The following is a 16,592-nucleotide window of genomic DNA, read 5'->3' on the forward strand; positions in this document are numbered from 1 at the left end:
GCTATGGGGTAGGTCAGGCGCGCACGCCTTCTGGCAGCGGCAACGCCAGCAGGCGTTCGTCGAGCAGGCCAAGGCCCTCCTGGAACAGTTGGTTGCTGCGCTCCGTCTCACCCAGGCCGGCGAGCAGGCGCGCCAGTTCGGCGCAAGCCTCGGGGTTGCGCTCCATGCGCAGGCTGCTTTCCAGGTAATCGCGCGCCTTGCCCCACAGACGGTTCTGCAGGCTGAAGCGGCCAAGGGTGAGCAACAGGCTGGCATCTTGCGGGTGGTCTTTGAGCCAGCCTTCGGCGGTTTGCAACTGGCGCACCGGGTCATCGCCACGCACCAGGCCATACAGGCGAGCCAGATGGCTTTCGTAATTCCGCTTGAGGGCCGTGCGCAGCGCCTGTTCGGCATCACTCTCGGCACCTACCTGGCGTAGCTGTTCAGCGTAGGCCAGCACGAGTTGCGGCTCCTGGCGCTGGGCGGCAGTCAGTTGCTGCCAGGCGCGCTCCAGGGCCTGCCGTGCACTTTGCGCGTCCTCGCCACGGGTTGTGGCCAGGCTCAGGTTCTGGCCCCAGGCGCGCTGCTCGAGGGCAGCAAGCTCGGCGGCCGGTAGAACCTTGCCTTTGCGCAGGTCGGGCAACAGGCGAATCAAGGCGGACCAATCACCGCGCTCCAGGTACAGGCGCTGCAACAGCCGCAGGACCTGGCTGTTGTGCGGGTGGCGCTCCTGCATGGCCAGCAAGGTCTCCAGCGCGCCATCGCTTTCACCCCGGTCCATCTGCAGTTGGGCATGGGTCAGGGCAATGGCCAGTTCTGCCTGTGGCTGGCGCTCCAGGGCACGCTCCAGCAAGTTGTCGCTGTCTTGGCTGCGACCTTGCTCGTTGGCGGCACGCGCTGCACCGAGGTAGTACAGCAAGGGATGGCGCTCGGCCTCCGCGGCACGGTGCAAATGGCGCTGGGCGCTGGCCCAGCGACCCTCGGCCAGGTCGAGCTGGCCCTGTTCGATTGCCAGGCGAATACGCCGGCGGCGGTTGCGCCGCGACCAAGGGTTGACCACGCCGCTGGAGGTCAGCAACAGCCCCACCAGGTAGCGCAGCAACCACAACACCAGAACGACCGCCAGCAGCCCCCCCAACGCCGCCCACAGCCCCGATTGATAACGGAAACCACCGTAGGAAACCAGTACGTAACCGCTGTGCTTGGCGACGGCGACACCCAGCGCAGCAGCGACCACGATGGCCAGTACGGCCAGCAGGTAGACTCGCTTCATGGCTTGCCCCCCTCGGCCTCGGCCGGCAGATGGCGGCGCTGAATGTAGGCCTGCACGGCTGCCAGGCTTTCGCTGAGGTCAGGGGTGACCACCGACACTGGCTGCTCGGCCAAGGCATTCAGGCTGTCGAGCATGGCCTTGCTTTGCGGGTTGTCGGCATTGAAGTTGGCCAGCAGCACGCTGCGGGCATCATCCAGCGCCTGGGTATAGACCTTCGCGTCGCCATTGAGCGCCGCCCACTGGGCCTGCTCGATGGTCAGGCTCAATGCCAGGCGCAACTGGTTGAGCTGCTGCCCGGCCAGCAATGGGCGCACGTTTTCGTCGGCATTGAAGTCAACCTGGAAATACTTGGAGATTTCCGCCCACCACTGCGACAGGCGGCTGACACCGTCGCCATCGGCGGTCAAGGCGCCGAGGGCATCGGCATTGCTGTCGAACTCCGGTGACTGCGCGCTCAGTTGCTGGACCAAGTCACGCTGCGCAGCCAGCTTCAGGAACAGGCCCGTGCGGTCTGGTTGCTGGGTGCTGTTGAGCGTGGCCAGGCTGCGGTTCAGTTGCTCGCGGGCGGCAAAGGCACCTGGGTCGCTCTGCTCGCGCAGGATCTCGTCGGCACCTTCGACCAGGGCCTTGGCGCTGGTGATGTCCTGCAAGGCCGACAGGCGCAGGGTAGCCAGGCGCAGCAGGTGCTCGGCTTCTGCCAGGCGCCACTCCTTGCGGCTTTCGCCGAGCACGGTTTCCAGGCGCTGGCTGAGGCGCTGCTGGTCGCCCTGCAACTGCGCTACCAGCCGCCGGCGGTCTTCCAGTTCGCTGGCGGCTGGCAGGCTGGCCAGTTGCGCACTGATCTGCTGCTCACGCTGTTGCAAGGCCTCGGCGCGCTGGTTAAGCGCCTCGATGTGCTGGCCCTGGTCGAACTCGCTGCCTTGCAGTTGACGCACCTGCCAGGCACCCCAGCCACCTACCGCCACCCCGGCCGCGCCGAGCAGCAAGGCCAGCGCAGCAAGGCCATTGCCGGAGCGCTTGGCAGGCGGGGTGGTAACGGGATCCGCCGGCGTTTGCGCCGACGGCTGATCGTTATTGGACAAGACAGTCTCGCTCACGTATCCATCCTTTGCATGGGGGCGCATCGCGTTCAGCTTAGCGCCTTAAGAGGCAGGTGCAGTGCAAGACTGCACAGCTGCCAGCAAGGCCGCGGCACTGGCGCCACGGCAATCCACAACCTGTTGGGCCCCAGCGGCCCTGGCCTGCCCGGCTACCCGCGGGCTCGGCACGAACAACGGCAACCGGGCCAGCTGTGGCCAATCGGCGCCAGCCAGTTGCTGCAAATGTTCCAAACCCTGCCCACTGCTGACCACCAGGCCATTGAGGCGTTCCGCTTCGATGCGGCGCATCAGCGTGCCTGCGGGATAAACCGGCAGGCAGCGACGATACAGTTCCAGATAATCGACACTAGCACCTTGCTCTGCAAGACGCTCTGCCAGCAGTTCGCGACCTCCAACGCCGCGAACGATCAATACCCGCGCTGCTGGCACGGCAACCGCCTGGCGCAGTGCCGGCAGCATCAGCAGTGCTTCGCTGTCGTCGCCACGCGGCGGGCAACTCACCCTCAGACCCGCCTGCTGCAACACTGCGGCAGTGGCCTCGCCTACGGTGAACCAGCCTTGAACGGGCGGCTGCAGGCTGGCGTTGGCCAACTGTTCCAGCAACAGCCGTGCAGCTGGCTTGCTGACCACGATGATCGCCTGGAAGCCACCAAGGCCCTGCAGCAACGCGCGCTGCCCAGCCTGGATTTGCACGGGTTCGATCTCCAGCAACGGCAAGCAGTGGCTGGCCACCCCCGCTGCCGCCAGGCTTTGCGCCAGCGCCGCACAGTCCTCGGCAGGCCGGGTCAGCAACAGGCGCCATTGGCTCACGGGTGGCCGGCCTCGCCATAGACCTCTTTGAGGATGGCCTCGGCACCCTGCCCCAGCAGATGTTCGGCGACCTCTACACCAAGGGCCTCGGCAGTTGCACGGGGGGCCCGGGCATCGGCCACCAGCAGGGTGCCGCCACTCGGTTGGCCGACCAGGCCGCGCAACCACAGTTGGTCGCCTTCCAGCACCGCGTAGCAAGCGATCGGCACCTGACAACCGCCGTTCAGGCGTTTGTTCATGGCGCGTTCGGCCACCACCCGGTCAGCCGTGTCACGGTGGTGCAAAGGCGCCAGCAAGGCATGGATCGCGTGGTCGGCGCTACGGCATTCGATGCCTACCGCCCCCTGGCCACCGGCAGGCAGGCTGTCGTCGACACTGATGGTGGCGGTGATGCGGTCTTCGAAACCGAGGCGGATAAGGCCGGCGGCCGCGAGGATGATGGCGTCGTATTCGCCGGCGTCGAGCTTGGCCAGGCGAGTGTTGACGTTGCCGCGCAGGAAGCGGATCTGCAGGTCCGGGCGACGCGCCAGCAGTTGGGCCTGGCGGCGCAGGCTGGAGGTGCCGACCACGCTGCCGGCAGGCAGCGCTTCAAGGCTGGCAAAATGGTTGGAGACAAAGGCGTCGCGCGGGTCTTCCCGCTCGCAGATACAGTACAGGCCCAGCCCCTCGGGGAAGTCCATGGGCACATCCTTCATCGAATGCACGGCGATGTCGGCTTCGTTGTCCAGCAGGGCGGTTTCCAGCTCCTTGACGAACAACCCCTTGCCACCGATTTTTGCCAGCGGCGCGTCGAGCAGCTTGTCCCCGCGGCTGACCATGGGCACCAGGGTCACCCGCAGCTCAGGGTGGGCCTGCTCGAGGCGGGCTTTGACGTATTCGGCCTGCCACAGGGCCAAGGCGCTTTTACGGGTGGCAATGCGGATTTCGCGAGTGGACATGAAACGCCCCGATCCAGAGAAATGCCGTGGATCATAACAGCATCGCAAGGATCGCTAGCAGATGTGGATCAGCTAAGGGCCCCTTCAGGGCTGCCCTGCACCCTGACGGTGGTGCCGACCTGCCGGCCAGCAAGGGCCCAGCCCTTGCCATGCGGGCACCGGTTCAGAGGGCCTGCATCATCTTGCGCACACCGGCCACATGACGCCGGCTTACGGTAAGGGCATCGCCGTTCAGGCCTTTGAGGAACAGTTGGAAGTGGCCCAGGGGCGTGCGCTGAAGGCGTTCGATGCGCTCCCGGGCAACCAAGGCATTGCGGTGAATACGTACAAAGCGGTCGCCAAACTCGTCTTCCAGCGCCTTGAGCGGCTCGTCGAGCAGTACTTCCCCACCTTCGTGGCGCAAGGTCACGTACTTGTGGTCGGCAATGAAGTAGACCACCTGGTCCAATGGGATCAGCTCGATACCTTTGCGGGTGCGGGCGCTGATATGACTGCGCGGGCCACCGCCTTCATTGGCCGGCCGCGTCAGTGCCGCCAGTTGCGCCCGGTTGGGTTTATCGGCCTTGCGCAGTGCATCCCGCAGCGCTTGAGGGTGAACGGGCTTGGCGACATGGCTGAGGGTACTGTCCTTGAATGCCTCGGCACTGTATTGGTCATCCCCGGTGCAAAACACCACCGCTGGCGGCGCCTCGCGCTCGCACAGGCGGGCCGCGACCTGCAAGCCGTCCAGGCCTGGCATGGCGATGTCCAGCAGCACCACGTCGGGCTTGAGGCTGTCGATCAGGGTCAGGGCCTCTTCCCCGTTGGTAGCGCTGGGCTCCAACACGGTGTAACCCTCCAGTTCGCCGAGCAGCCGGCTAAGGCGGTCACGGCCTTGGGGTTCGTCATCAACGATCAGGACATTCATAATTGCGCTGGATTCCTGAATGAGTCTCGCACAGGTATAGCGTAGACAGGTGTGGTTCGAGCGACACTGCGGTCACGCTCTAGACCGGTGCGATGGCCAAAGATTCACTCGGCCGGCAGATTCACTGCCAGTCTTCTGTCCAACTGTAGACGGTCCGTGGAACACTGCCGTTCATTCCTTCAAATGATTCACTGCCATTTTCCGGGCATTTCTGTCGACCGGCGCCCTGCGGCAGCCGTCCCAACCCTGTTATTATCGGCGCCACTTTTTCGTTCACGCCTGCAATGAGTGAATCCATGAGCACCGACAAGACCAATCAGTCCTGGGGCGGCCGCTTCAGTGAGCCCGTCGACGCCTTCGTCGCCCGCTTCACCGCCTCGGTCGATTTCGACAAGCGCCTGTACCGCCACGACATCATGGGTTCGATCGCCCATGCCACCATGCTGGCGCAAGTCGGCGTGCTCAGCGATGCCGAGCGCGACACCATTATCGATGGTTTGAAAACCATCCAGGCCGAGATCGAGGCCGGCAACTTCGACTGGCGCGTCGACCTTGAAGACGTGCACATGAACATCGAGGCACGCCTGACCGACCGCATTGGCATCACCGGCAAGAAGCTGCACACCGGCCGTAGCCGCAACGACCAGGTGGCAACCGATATCCGCTTGTGGCTGCGCGATGAAATCGACCTTATCCTGGCCGAAATCACCCGCCTGCAGCAGGGCCTGCTGGAGCAGGCCGAGCGCGAAGCCGAAACCATCATGCCGGGCTTCACCCACCTGCAGACCGCGCAGCCGGTCACCTTCGGCCACCACCTGCTGGCCTGGTTCGAAATGCTCAGCCGCGACTACGAGCGCCTGGTCGATTGCCGCAAGCGCACCAACCGCATGCCGCTGGGCAGCGCCGCACTGGCCGGTACCACCTACCCGATCGACCGCGAACTGACCTGCAAGCTGTTGGGCTTCGAGGCCGTGGGCGGCAACTCGCTGGACGGCGTTTCGGACCGTGACTTCGCCATCGAATTCTGCGCTGCAGCCAGCGTGGCGATGATGCACCTCTCGCGCTTCTCCGAAGAGCTGGTGCTGTGGACCAGCGCGCAGTTCCAGTTCATCGACCTGCCGGACCGCTTCTGCACCGGCAGCTCGATCATGCCGCAGAAAAAGAACCCCGACGTGCCAGAGCTGGTACGTGGCAAGACCGGCCGCGTGTTCGGCGCCTTGACCGGCCTGCTGACCCTGATGAAAGGCCAGCCGCTGGCCTACAACAAGGACAACCAGGAAGACAAGGAGCCGCTGTTCGACGCTGCCGATACCCTGCGCGACTCGCTGCGTGCCTTTGCCGACATGATCCCGGCGATCAAGCCCAAGCACGCCATCATGCGTGAAGCGGCGCTGCGTGGCTTCTCTACGGCTACCGACCTGGCCGACTACCTGGTACGCCGTGGCCTGCCGTTCCGCGACTGCCACGAAATCGTTGGCCATGCGGTGAAGTATGGGGTGGATACCGGCAAGGACCTGGCCGAGATGAGCCTGGACGAACTGCGTCAGTTCAGCGACCAGATCGAGCAGGATGTGTTTGCGGTACTGACCCTGGAAGGGTCGGTGAATGCGCGTGACCATATTGGTGGTACGGCGCCGGCGCAGGTGCGGGCTGCCGTTGTTCGTGGCAAAGCCCTGTTGGCGTCTCGCTAAGCCCCAAGGCGAGGGCTTCGCCCTCGTTCGCGGGCACGCCCGCTCCCACAGTGGGAGCGGGCGTGCCCGCGAAGGGCTCAGCGCTTACCGCTGCGAATCATCTCCATGAAGGCCGGCATCGCTGCCTCCTTGTCTGCCACGATCCGCGCCATGTGCGGGTTCTCACCCATCAGCTGGAGCAACGCCTTGGCTTGCGGAAAGTCCGCCAGCAGGTCGATGTTCAGCACCTTCTTACCCACCGCATAAGCCAGATCGACCGAGAAGCAGAACATCAGGTCTGCCAGCGTCAGTTGCTCACCCGCTACATACGGCGCAAAGCGCCCGTTACGCTTGAGCGTGGCGAAGCCGGCCAGCAGGTCGGTACGTGCCTTATCCTTGACCAGTGGCTCTACCGCCATGCCAAAGAAGGACTCGGCGTAGCAGGTACGGGCTGGCAGCTCGATGTACAGTTCAATTTCCTTGAGCAACTCGCGTACCTTGGCCTGCTGGAACGGGTCGGCCGGCAGCAGCGCCTTGCCGCCCTGAGTCTGCTCGATGTAGTCGAGGATCACGCTGGTTTCGCTGAGAAAACCGTGTTCGGTTTCCAGCACCGGCACCTTGCCCCGCGGGCTCACTTCCAGCGCCTTTGGCGCCTGGCCGCCGTAAAAGGTGACCTCTTCGAAAGGCAGGCCTTTTTCCAGCAGCGCCAGCTTGACCATGTTGTAGTAGTTGCTGACCGAGAATCCATGAAGCTTGAGCATGAAGTAACAGCCTCCGGGCCGTAAGGGGTTTGGCTCGGCTTTTATAGACCGTAAGCCTGTTCCTGACTAGCGTCATGCACCTCGTCAATGCCCGGGCATTGCCGCTACAGGCGTGGCACACTGTGCATCCCACCACAGGAGTACCGCCAATGAGCGAGCCCACCGACATCGACAATGACGACGAAGCCTTCGCCGAGGCAACGCTGACCCAAGCCATCGAGAACCAGATCGAAAGCGGCGAGCCGCCGGCGGCCAAGGCCACTTTCAACAAGCTGACCCTGGTTGGTTGGGAACGTGAAGACATTCTCAACGTGATGGCCCATGTGCTGGCCTACGAGATTGACAACATGCTGGCAGAAGACCGCGCGTTCAACGGCGAGTGGTACGAAAATGCCCTGCGTGCGCTGCCCGAGCTGCCACCTGAGATGGATCAAGGCGAGTACGAATAACCCGGCTACACTCGAAGATCAGGCACCGTAGAAAGTGCCGTAATCCTCGTCTGGAAGTCAGGAGTTACCATGCCTTTTACCCCCGATCTTATCGATGAAATGGAAGTACTCGCGCTGTTCAAGCACGACAGCAGCCAGGAAGGCATCAAGATAACCAGCACCGCATCCCCCGCCCTGGTCGCCGCTGCGCAGCGCCTGCATGAAAAGGGGCTGACCGATCAACCGGATGGCGGCTACCTGACCAGCCTGGGTCATGACGCGGTTGAAAGTGTGCAGTTGCTGCAGAATATTCTCAAGGCGCCGCAGCTGGCCTGAGTGCCCTTCGCGGTCAAGTGTGTAGGAGCGGCCTTGTGTCGCGGTCGGGCCGCAGAGCGGCCCCGACAATTTGTGCAGCGCTGCCGAAATCCTGGGGCCGCTTTGCGGCCCGATCGCGACACAAGGCCGCTCCTACAGGGGGACGGCGCAAGGTTTTAGTTAGCAGTTGCCCTGCGCTTCTCTGCCAGGCGCGAGCGCCCGTACAGCAAGATGATCGCCAGCAACGCCACCGCCTGCGCCGACAGCGAGTAGACGTCGGGATGAATCCCCAACCAGTCAAACTCGAAGAACGCTACCGGGCGCGTGCCCAGCACCCCGGCTTCTTGCAGCGCCTTCACGCCGTGCCCGGCGAACACCACTGACAACGTGCACAGCAGTGCCGCATTGATGCTGAAGAACAGCGTCAGGGGCAGCTTGGCCGAACCGCGCAATATCACCCAAGCCAGGCCCACCAGCAGCACCAATGCCGTGGCGCCGCCTGCCAGCACCGCCTGGTGCCCGGCAGGGCCCGCCTGCAGCCACAAGGTTTCATAGAACAGGATCACTTCGAACAACTCGCGGTACACCGAGAAGAACGCCAGCACCGCGAAGCCAAAGCGCCCGCCACCACTGACCAGGCTGTTCTTGATGTAGTCCGTCCACGCAGCGGCGTGGCGTCGGTCGTGCATCCATACCCCAAGCCACAGCACCATCACGGCCGCAAACAGCGCCGTGCAGCCCTCCAGCAACTCACGCTGGGCACCACCGACATCGATCACATAGGCCGCCAGCGCCCAGGTAGCGAAGCCAGCGACCAGCGCCAGGCCCCAGCCGATGTTGACGCTGCGTACCGCTGACTGCTGGCCGGTGTTGCGCAGGAACGCCAGGATCGCCGCCAGCACCAGAATCGCCTCAAGGCCTTCACGCAACAGAATCAGCAGGCCAGAGACATAACTCAGCGACCAGCTCAGGCCGTCGCTACCCAGCAGCTTTGCCGCTTGCTCAAGCTTGACCTTGGCTTCGCCCAGGCGCTGCTCGACTTGGCCCACGGGCAGGCCATCCTGCAAGGATTGGCGGTAAGCCATCAGCGTCTTTTCAGTGGCCTTGCGCGCCTGGGTATCGATGTTGTCCAGCGAGCTTTCTACCAGCTCGAAGCCCTCAAGATAGGCCGCAACCGACAGGTCATAAGCCTGGTCGCGGTCGCCTGTACGGTAAGCGGCCAGGCTTTTGTCGAGCGTACTGGCGGTGTATTCAAGCAATTGCGCAGGGCCACGCTTGACCTGCGGCGGCTGGGCACGCTGGGCGCGGAATGCTTCCACGGCCGCGGTGCCTTCGTTGGCGGCGATTTCGGCCGGGGTCTGGCGGGCCAGGTCGGCGATGTTCCAGGTTTTGTCGCCTTTGCCGGCTTCCGCCTTGGCGGTGAAGCTGGCGATGTACGCCGCCACGTCCCAGCGCTGGCGGTCGTCCAGCTGGTCGGCAAAGGACGGCATCTCGGTGCCGTCGATGCCCAGGGCAAGGGTGTTGTAGAGGTCGAACAGGCTCAACTGGTCAAGGCGCGCGACGTCGCGCAGGTTGGCCGGCGCGGGCTCCAGGCCGACGCCTGCCGGGCCATCGCCCGCGCCGCTTTCACCGTGGCAGATGGCACAGTTTTGTGCGTACAGGGCAGCACCACGGGCCGGGTCCGGGGTGATTATCGGGGCTTGGCTCACCTCATAAGCCACCGCAAGGCGTGCGCCCAGTTGCCGGGCCTGCCTGGATACCGCTGGGCCGTCCAGACGCTGGTCGATGGCCTGGCGCAGCGCTTGCACGCCCTGCTCCAGTGCCGCGTGCTCGGCATTTGCAGGCAGGCCTTTGACCAGTTCGGCCAGTACCGCGCCGAACTCGCGCTGCTCGTCGTATTCGCCGCTGTCGACCACCTTGCCGTCACTCACGGTTGGCGGGTAGTCGGCACCAATGTAGTCAAGCAGGTGCAGGGCCTTGGTAGCCTCGGCGGGGGCTTCGGCCAATGCCGCAGCGCTGCACAGCGCCAGCACCGTGCCGAGCAATAAAGCCGGCAGCCAGGCAAGCGGACGGGAACGGGTTTTCATGGCCAGTCTCGAAGGGAATGCGAAAGAGAACATTGTTCACTTCCACTTTGCTTCACTCAAGGGTGCTGGGCGGATTTCATGAAAAATCTTGGTACAAATAAGATCAAGCGGGATGGCACGGTACCTGGGGGCAGGCTTGCCGGCGATGAAGGAGGCACCGATGCCACAGGAAACACCGGGTACCAAATGATTCACCGCGGGTAGGTCCTTACCCACTAGCCTGTTGAGCCACTATTCAAGAGGCAGGGAACATGGATCGTCCCCATTCAAAGCAGCTACGGCTTGGCCGGTTTTCGGAAACCCGTCGGTTGTATTTGCTTACCAGCACCACCCTGGCAAGAGCCCCAATCTTCAATGACTTTCGCTCAGCCCGCTTGCTGGTGGCCGAGTTCCGCCAGGCTGAAGAGGAAGGTAGCGCCCGATCGCTTGCCTGGGTGGTGATGCCTGACCATTTCCACTGGTTGGTCGAGCTCGGGCCGGCCAGCCTGAAGCGGCTGATGCGCAGGGTGAAGTCCCGTAGCACCATGATGATCAACAGGCATCGAGGGCGAAGCGGCCAGCTCTGGCATAAGGGGTTTCATGACCGGGCCGTGCGGCGTGAGGAGGATGTGCAGGATGTGGCGCGGTATATCGTCATGAACCCCAAGCGGGCGGGTCTTGTTACGAGGGCTGGGGATTATCGGCATTGGGATGCGATTTGGCTCTGACCAGATGTTGCCTGCGGGGGCCCTATCGCAGGCAAGCCAGCTCCCACAGGGATCGCCTTAGGGCTGACAGGTGTTTGCCACAAGGTATGCAGCGCCTGTGAGATCGAGCGCCGCCCGCGCGGCGCATCGCGAGCTGCGCTCGCTCCTACGTTTGTTTCGGGCCAATTATTCCTGTGGGATTTGCGCGCGAACGCCTTGGCGCATGCCTCAAAATCGCGTCGTACGAACAAGGCGGCCGCGCGCATCTGGCACAGGGGTTACTGGCCCGAAACAAACGTAGGAGCGAGCGCAGCTCGCGATTGCGCCGCGCGGGCGGCGCTCGATCTCACAGGCGCTGCCATACCTTGTGGCAAACACCTGTCAGCCCTAAAGCGATCCCTGTGGGAGCTGGCTTGCCGGCGATTGGGCCTCAAGGCTTTGAGGTGTCCTTCCAGCCACCACCGAGGGCGAGGAACACGCCAATTTGCCCCAACGCCACTTGGCTATCGGCCGCTGCCAGTTGCGCGCGCATGTCGGTATAGGTGCGGGTCGCCTGCAAGTCCGCCAGGAACGACTCACGCCCGGCCTGGTAGTACCGGTGCGTCTGGTCTGCCGCATCCTTGGCCGACTTCTCTGCCTCGGCCAGTGCGTCACGCCGGTCCAGCAGGGCACTGTACTGCGCCAGGCGAGTCTGGGTCTCGCGGATGGCGTTCAGCACCACACCGTCGAAATTCGCCAAGGCAGCTTGCGTAGAGGCTTCAGCCATGCGGATGCGGGCGCGTGTGCCGTTGGTGGGGATGCTCCAGCTGATCTGCGGGCCGAAACCCCAGCGGTTGGTCGACGGCTCACCAAGGTTTTCCAGAATACCAATCGTGCCCACCTGGGCACCGATGCTGATGTCCGGGTACAGCGCGCCGGTAGCAACCCCGATGGAGGCAGTTGCTGCGGCCAGCTGGCGTTCGGCCTGGCGCACATCAGGCCGGCGTTTGAGCAACGCAGCACCGTCGCCCACCGGCACCAACTGGTTCAGGTGCGGCAGCTCGGCACAATCGGCGGTGCCGGCGGGCAACTGGTCTACCGGTTTGGCCAGTAACGCAGCCAAGGTGTACAGGCCGGTTTCACGCTCGGCCTTGAAGCGCGGCAGTTCGGCGCGCAAGGACTTGAACTGGGTCTGCGAGCGGGTGACCTGGGTTTCATCGCCACGACCTGCATCACGCAAGCGCTGGTTAAGCTTCACGCTTTGCTCCTGCAAGTCGAGCGACTGGCGGGCGATGTGGTATTCCTCGTTGGCCGAGCACACCTGGGTATACGCTTTGACCACGTCGGCCACCAAGGTGATGCGGGCGGTATCGGCAGCACCCTGCACCGCGTCTGCATTGGCCTTTGCAGCCTCGGTGCCACGCTTGAACGTGCCCCACAGGTCGAACTGATACGAAGCGCTGATGATGGCCTCGCCAATGTTGGCCACCGGCACCTTCTCAGGCTGCAGGAAGGCTTCGCCAGACTCCTGCAAGCGCTGGGCACCCAGTTTGACGCCGCCGTTCAAGCCACCTTGCGACTCGGCCACCTCGACCTGGGCGCGGGCCTTGGCGATGTTGGCCGCGGCTACGCGCAGCTCGGTATTGGCACTCAGGGCCTGGCGCACCAGCTCGTTCAGCCGTTGATCCTGATACAGCTGCCACCAGTCCTCGGGCACCGGCGCCGAAACCACGCTGTCGGCATCCTGGCGCAACGGGCCATTAAGGTCGCTGCGTTGCACCGCCGCGTCCTTCGGCACCTCATAGTCGGGGCCGACCATCATGCAGGCCCCCAGCGACAGGCACAGGCCAGCCAGGATGAGCTGTTTCATGGGTGCTGGCCCTCGATGATCGACACCGTGGCGGTACGCCCGGCGATCATGCGGAAGTCCTCTGGCACTTCGTCAAACGCGATGCGCACCGGAATACGCTGGGCCAGGCGCACCCAGCTGAACGCCGGGTTAACGTTGGGCAGCAGGTTGGCGCCGCTGCTGCGGTCGCGGTCTTCGATACCGGCGGCAAAACTCTGCACATGGCCGCGCAGGCGGGTGTTGTCGCCCATCACGCGGATATCCACGGCATCGCCGATATGGATGCCGCCAAGCTTGGTTTCTTCGAAGTAGCCATCGACGTGGTACGAGGCACTGTCGACCACCGACAGCACCGGGCGGCCGGCGGTGACGAATTCGTGGTTACGCGGCGCCCGGTCGTTCAGGTAGCCACCTACCGGGCTGCGTACCACCGAGCGGTCGAGGTTGAGCTGGGCGGTATCGACCGCCACCTGTGCCTCGCTGACGGCCGAGCGGGCGCGGGCCACGCGGGACTGGCTTTCCTCCAGTTGCTCGGCCGCCACCAGGTTGCCCAGCTTGCGGTTGCGCTGCGCTTCGCGGGAGGCCTGGGCCAGGGTTTCCTGGCGCTCGCCGAGGGTGGCCTTGGCCTGGCGCAGGGCCAGGGTGAAGCGGTCCTGGTCGATGGTGAACAGCACGTCGCCGCGCTTGACGGTCTGGTTGTCGTGCACCTCGACTTTCTGGATCAAGCCCGACACATCGGGGGCGATCTGGATCACGTCGGCGCGGATATGGCCGTCGCGCGTCCAGGGCGCAAACATGTAGTAGACGACCATCTGCCATACGAGCACGGCGGCGAAGGTCACTACCAGCAAGGTCAGGACCACACGGCCCAGGGTCAGCAAAGGTTTTTTCATGGCAGCATCAGGTTTCGGCAAAAGTGGTCCACCGCGCCAAGCAGCACGGCATACAGGGCAACGTTGAACAACGCCCGGTGCCAGACCAGGCGGTAGAAATGTATACGCACCAGCACCGCGTGCAGCCCAAGGAACAGCAGGTAGGTGCCAAGCATCATCACCAACAGCGTGGGCAGGAACACCCCGCTGATATCCAGTTCACCAATCACAGGGGCGCTCCGTCGAGGCCGGCAGGCAGTTGCAGTTGTTCGGCGGGTTCGAGCATCACCTCCACACCTGGCAGCAGGGCAAGGCGCAGGCCGCTCAGCGCATGCAGCAGGTGGGTGCGGGCATCGCCACGCTCGTACAGTTCATCCAGATTCAGCGCCAGCCGCGCCCGCTCCATGTTGCGCAGCAGCGCAGCCGGTGCATGCAGGCGCTGGCCAGCGTGCAGGCAGGCGGCGTAGTGCGCACCCACTTCGGCAACCACGGTATTGAGCCGCTCACGGGCCTGCTGACCAGCGCGCGGCAGGTAGGCCAGCAAGTCGAGCAGGTTCAACCCAACACGCAGGTCACGCAGCGCTACACCGCTGTCCTGGCCCGTTTGCGACAGGCGCGGCAGGTGCTGCATCAGGCGGTCGAGCATCTGTACGCCAAGCTTGCGATGTTCGGCCAGGGTCGCCGGCCCGGTCATTTCGACAATGTCGCGCCAGGCGAAGCGGGTCATGCGCTTGGCAGCCAGCTCCACCCCAAAGGGGCGCATGACCAACGTCCAGATGAAGGCGAACAGCAGGCCGACGGGGCCGGCCAGGTTGGAATTCAGGAAGGTGAAGAAGTCGGCATCATAGGCGCCCTGGATGCTGATGAAAGTCGAGGTGTTGACGATGGTCAGCAACGTGCCCAGGTAAAAACGCGGTTGCACGGTCAGGGTGCCGACGCAGATGAACGGCACGGCAAAGGCCAGCACCAGCATCGGGAAGTCGTGCAGGTTGGGCAGCACCAGGAACAGGTACAGGCTGGAGAAGATCACCGACAGCAAGGTCCAGAAGAAGAACCGGTAGATCTGCGGTGCCGGGTCGTCCATGGCCGCGAAGAAACTGCACGACACGGCCGCGAGGATTACCGCGCTGGCGCCGTCGTTCCAGCCCAGGCCAATCCACAGGCCACAAGCGACGATGATCGCCAGCACCGTGGTGGCCACCGAGTACAGCATCAGGCCACGGTCGAAGAACGGTGTCAGCCGGCCCAGGCGCCAGTGCCGGTACACGGCCCGCCAGGGCGTGGCATCGTCGGTGCGCAGGGCATGTTGCAAGGTGCAGCAGTCCTGCCACAGGTCGGCCCATTCGGTCAGCCGGTACAGGGCGTTGGATAACAGCAGCTCGGCGCGCTGGTCGAGCATGGCGGCAGCGGGCTGCAGGCGCTCGATCTGCTCGTGCAGCGCAGCCCAGCGGGCGACAGAAGGGCTGGCGGCAGTCCCTTGCAGCCATTCGCGAGCGGCGGCGAGCACAGGCTGCAACTGGGCGAACTGGGCCGGGGCCCGGCCCTCCAGGGCGACCAGCGCATCATCGAGCGCATCGATGACCGGCAGCAGGTGAATCATCCGCCCACGCAGCTCACGGGCGTTTTTCAGGGTGTGCGGGCCAGCCCCTTCGTGGCCGAGCTGGCCGATCATCAGCTCCAGCGAGTTGAAGGTGGTGACCATCGCCCCGCGCATGCCGCCGACCTTGTCGGTGCTGCCAGCGCGGGCCAGGTAGGTATCGCTGTAGTTAAGGGCCTCGGTAAACCAGTTGCCGGTGGCGCCGACCACCACTGGGGCCAGCCGGCGAGGCCAGAAAATGGCGCCAACGACGGCTGCGCAGACAATCCCCAGGCAGATTTCCTGGGCGCGGGAAGACGCGACGTCAAACACCGCCAGGGGGTTATCCACAACCGCCAGTGCGATCATCGGCAAGGTGTAGCCGGCCAGCATCAGCATGTAGTTGTTGGCCGTGCGCAGGTTCAGCGAGAGGAACAGCAGGGTGCCGGTCCACAGGGCGATGGCAATGCTCAGCAGCAACGGCGACTGTACCAGCGGTGGCACCAGGAGGACCGCCCCCCCGGCACCGAGCAAGGTGCCCACGGCACGGTACAGCGCCTTGGAGCTGGTTGGGCCAACGAAGGGGCTGGAAACGATGTACACCGTGGCCATGGCCCAGTAGGGCCGCGGCAACTGCATGAGCAGGGCAATGTACAGGGCGATCATCGAGGCCGCGAAGGTGCGCACACCGTAGAACCAGTCCCGCGCCGGGGGGACCGAGCTGAAGAAGCCGTTCATGCCACCCCGCCTGCACCGCCCAGGCCGGCAGCCTCGAAGGCGCGCAGCACGCGCAAGGCGGCTTCCAGGTCAGCCTGGTCGATGCCTTGCAGCACATCCCTGCGCACGCGCACCAGTTCGGCTTCGATGGCTTCGGCCAAGCGGCGGCCTTCAGCGGTGAGGCTCAGGGCCTTGGCGCGACGGTCGAGGGGGTCTTCACTGCGGCAGACCAGGCCAGCCTTGCACAGTTGGTCGAGCAGGCGTACCAGTGACGGGCTTTCCAGGCCGGCTGCCTGGGCCACCGCCACCTGATGCACACCGTCGCCGAGGCGCACGATCATCAGCAGCGGCGCAGCGCAGGCCTCGGAGATGCCGTAACTGGTCAACGCGCAATGGCAGATGCGCCGCCAATGGCGAGCCGCAACTACCATGCCACTGCTGACCTGCAGGCGCAGGAGATCAAGGGACATGAACAGTATCCAGGTATATTCATAGTTTGCTAACTATCAATATACGCTCGTACCTCCCCCTGTCGTCAACAGCGGGTGACGAGGGGTATGGGTGAATGGGTGTGCACGCTGGAGGGTGGATTGCCTGTGCTGGCGTTATTGCCGGATTCAGCCGGGTTGTTGGGAGCGGGCGTGT

Annotated in this window: 17 protein-coding genes; 4 read left to right on the forward strand and 13 right to left on the reverse strand. The window is 64.3% G+C overall.

Annotated features, from left to right (window positions below):
• Window positions 1-13: 13 nt before the first annotated feature.
• The 6 genes from DMX12_RS17425 to DMX12_RS29330 all read right to left on the reverse strand — a co-directional run bounded on the left by DMX12_RS17425 (window position 14) and on the right by DMX12_RS29330 (window position 5,305).
• On the reverse strand, window positions 14-1,252 hold the full coding sequence (locus DMX12_RS17425; protein WP_110678956.1) for a heme biosynthesis protein HemY: 1,239 nt from the start codon (window positions 1,250-1,252) through the stop codon (window positions 14-16).
• The gene (locus tag DMX12_RS30000; protein WP_047150044.1) at window positions 1,249-2,349 is read right to left on the reverse strand and encodes a uroporphyrinogen-III C-methyltransferase; all 1,101 of its coding nucleotides are present in this window, start codon (window positions 2,347-2,349) and stop codon (window positions 1,249-1,251) included. The genes DMX12_RS17425 and DMX12_RS30000 overlap by 4 nt, the downstream gene beginning before the upstream one ends.
• A 45-nt stretch (window positions 2,350-2,394) precedes the next feature.
• Complete coding sequence (locus DMX12_RS30005) at window positions 2,395-3,162, reverse strand: uroporphyrinogen-III synthase (protein ID WP_029887269.1); 768 nt, start codon at window positions 3,160-3,162, stop codon at window positions 2,395-2,397.
• The gene (gene hemC, locus DMX12_RS17435; RefSeq protein ID WP_110678957.1) at window positions 3,159-4,100 is read right to left on the reverse strand and encodes a hydroxymethylbilane synthase; all 942 of its coding nucleotides are present in this window, start codon (window positions 4,098-4,100) and stop codon (window positions 3,159-3,161) included. The genes DMX12_RS30005 and hemC overlap by 4 nt, the downstream gene beginning before the upstream one ends.
• Window positions 4,101-4,263: 163 nt before the next feature.
• Entirely contained in the window at window positions 4,264-5,007 is a 744-nt protein-coding gene (locus tag DMX12_RS17440) for a LytTR family DNA-binding domain-containing protein (RefSeq protein ID WP_054912030.1), read from the reverse strand.
• 121 nt (window positions 5,008-5,128) lie between these two features.
• The gene (locus DMX12_RS29330; protein WP_156089072.1) at window positions 5,129-5,305 is read right to left on the reverse strand and encodes a hypothetical protein; all 177 of its coding nucleotides are present in this window, start codon (window positions 5,303-5,305) and stop codon (window positions 5,129-5,131) included.
• Here DMX12_RS29330 and argH point away from each other — a divergent pair.
• Window positions 5,304-6,698, forward strand: a complete 1,395-nt coding sequence (gene argH, locus DMX12_RS17445) for an argininosuccinate lyase (protein ID WP_029887272.1) — start codon at window positions 5,304-5,306, stop codon at window positions 6,696-6,698. The two genes, DMX12_RS29330 and argH, sit on opposite strands and share 2 nt — an antisense overlap.
• A 77-nt stretch (window positions 6,699-6,775) precedes the next feature.
• On the opposite strand, the gene DMX12_RS17450 is transcribed toward argH, so the two are convergent.
• The gene (locus DMX12_RS17450; RefSeq protein ID WP_009682192.1) at window positions 6,776-7,438 is read right to left on the reverse strand and encodes a glutathione S-transferase; all 663 of its coding nucleotides are present in this window, start codon (window positions 7,436-7,438) and stop codon (window positions 6,776-6,778) included.
• Between the two features lie 149 nt (window positions 7,439-7,587).
• Here DMX12_RS17450 and DMX12_RS17455 point away from each other — a divergent pair, with 149 nt between their 5' ends.
• Together DMX12_RS17455 and DMX12_RS17460 are read left to right on the forward strand one after the other, a co-directional pair.
• Window positions 7,588-7,887 carry a hypothetical protein gene (locus tag DMX12_RS17455; protein WP_110678959.1) on the forward strand — a complete coding sequence of 100 codons (300 nt, stop codon included), beginning with the start codon at window positions 7,588-7,590 and terminating at the stop codon, window positions 7,885-7,887.
• Window positions 7,888-7,956: 69 nt separating this feature from the next.
• On the forward strand, window positions 7,957-8,202 hold the full coding sequence (locus DMX12_RS17460) for a TIGR02647 family protein (protein ID WP_110678961.1): 246 nt from the start codon (window positions 7,957-7,959) through the stop codon (window positions 8,200-8,202).
• Between the two features lie 155 nt (window positions 8,203-8,357).
• Here the strand turns inward: DMX12_RS17460 and DMX12_RS17465 are convergent, their stop codons facing one another.
• A complete protein-coding gene (locus tag DMX12_RS17465) occupies window positions 8,358-10,301 on the reverse strand; it encodes a cytochrome c/FTR1 family iron permease (RefSeq protein WP_110678963.1) in 1,944 nt (647 codons plus the stop codon).
• 218 nt (window positions 10,302-10,519) lie between these two features.
• Between DMX12_RS17465 and DMX12_RS17470 the strand changes: the two genes are divergently transcribed.
• Window positions 10,520-10,975: a transposase gene (locus DMX12_RS17470; RefSeq protein WP_110678965.1), complete on the forward strand. Its 456-nt coding sequence runs from the start codon at window positions 10,520-10,522 to the stop codon at window positions 10,973-10,975.
• Window positions 10,976-11,384: 409 nt separating this feature from the next.
• On the opposite strand, the gene DMX12_RS17475 is transcribed toward DMX12_RS17470, so the two are convergent.
• From DMX12_RS17475 to DMX12_RS17495, 5 genes are read right to left on the reverse strand one after another with little or no spacing between them, the layout of a single operon-like run.
• Window positions 11,385-12,803 (reverse strand): efflux transporter outer membrane subunit, encoded by a 1,419-nt coding sequence (locus DMX12_RS17475; RefSeq protein ID WP_110678967.1) that lies wholly within the window; start codon window positions 12,801-12,803, stop codon window positions 11,385-11,387.
• Window positions 12,800-13,675, reverse strand: coding sequence for an HlyD family secretion protein (locus DMX12_RS17480; protein WP_110678969.1), 876 nt, complete (start codon window positions 13,673-13,675; stop codon window positions 12,800-12,802). Before DMX12_RS17480 ends, DMX12_RS17475 begins: the two co-directional genes overlap by 4 nt.
• A complete protein-coding gene (locus tag DMX12_RS17485; RefSeq protein ID WP_110678971.1) occupies window positions 13,672-13,884 on the reverse strand; it encodes a DUF1656 domain-containing protein in 213 nt (70 codons plus the stop codon). The genes DMX12_RS17480 and DMX12_RS17485 overlap by 4 nt, the downstream gene beginning before the upstream one ends.
• Window positions 13,881-15,968 carry an FUSC family protein gene (locus DMX12_RS17490; protein ID WP_110678973.1) on the reverse strand — a complete coding sequence of 696 codons (2,088 nt, stop codon included), beginning with the start codon at window positions 15,966-15,968 and terminating at the stop codon, window positions 13,881-13,883. Before DMX12_RS17490 ends, DMX12_RS17485 begins: the two co-directional genes overlap by 4 nt.
• Window positions 15,965-16,417, reverse strand: coding sequence for a MarR family winged helix-turn-helix transcriptional regulator (locus tag DMX12_RS17495; RefSeq protein WP_029885345.1), 453 nt, complete (start codon window positions 16,415-16,417; stop codon window positions 15,965-15,967). Before DMX12_RS17495 ends, DMX12_RS17490 begins: the two co-directional genes overlap by 4 nt.
• Window positions 16,418-16,592 lie beyond the last annotated feature (175 nt).

The organism is Pseudomonas sp. MB-090624, assembly GCF_003205245.1.
Lineage (GTDB): Bacteria > Pseudomonadota > Gammaproteobacteria > Pseudomonadales > Pseudomonadaceae > Aquipseudomonas > Aquipseudomonas juntendi.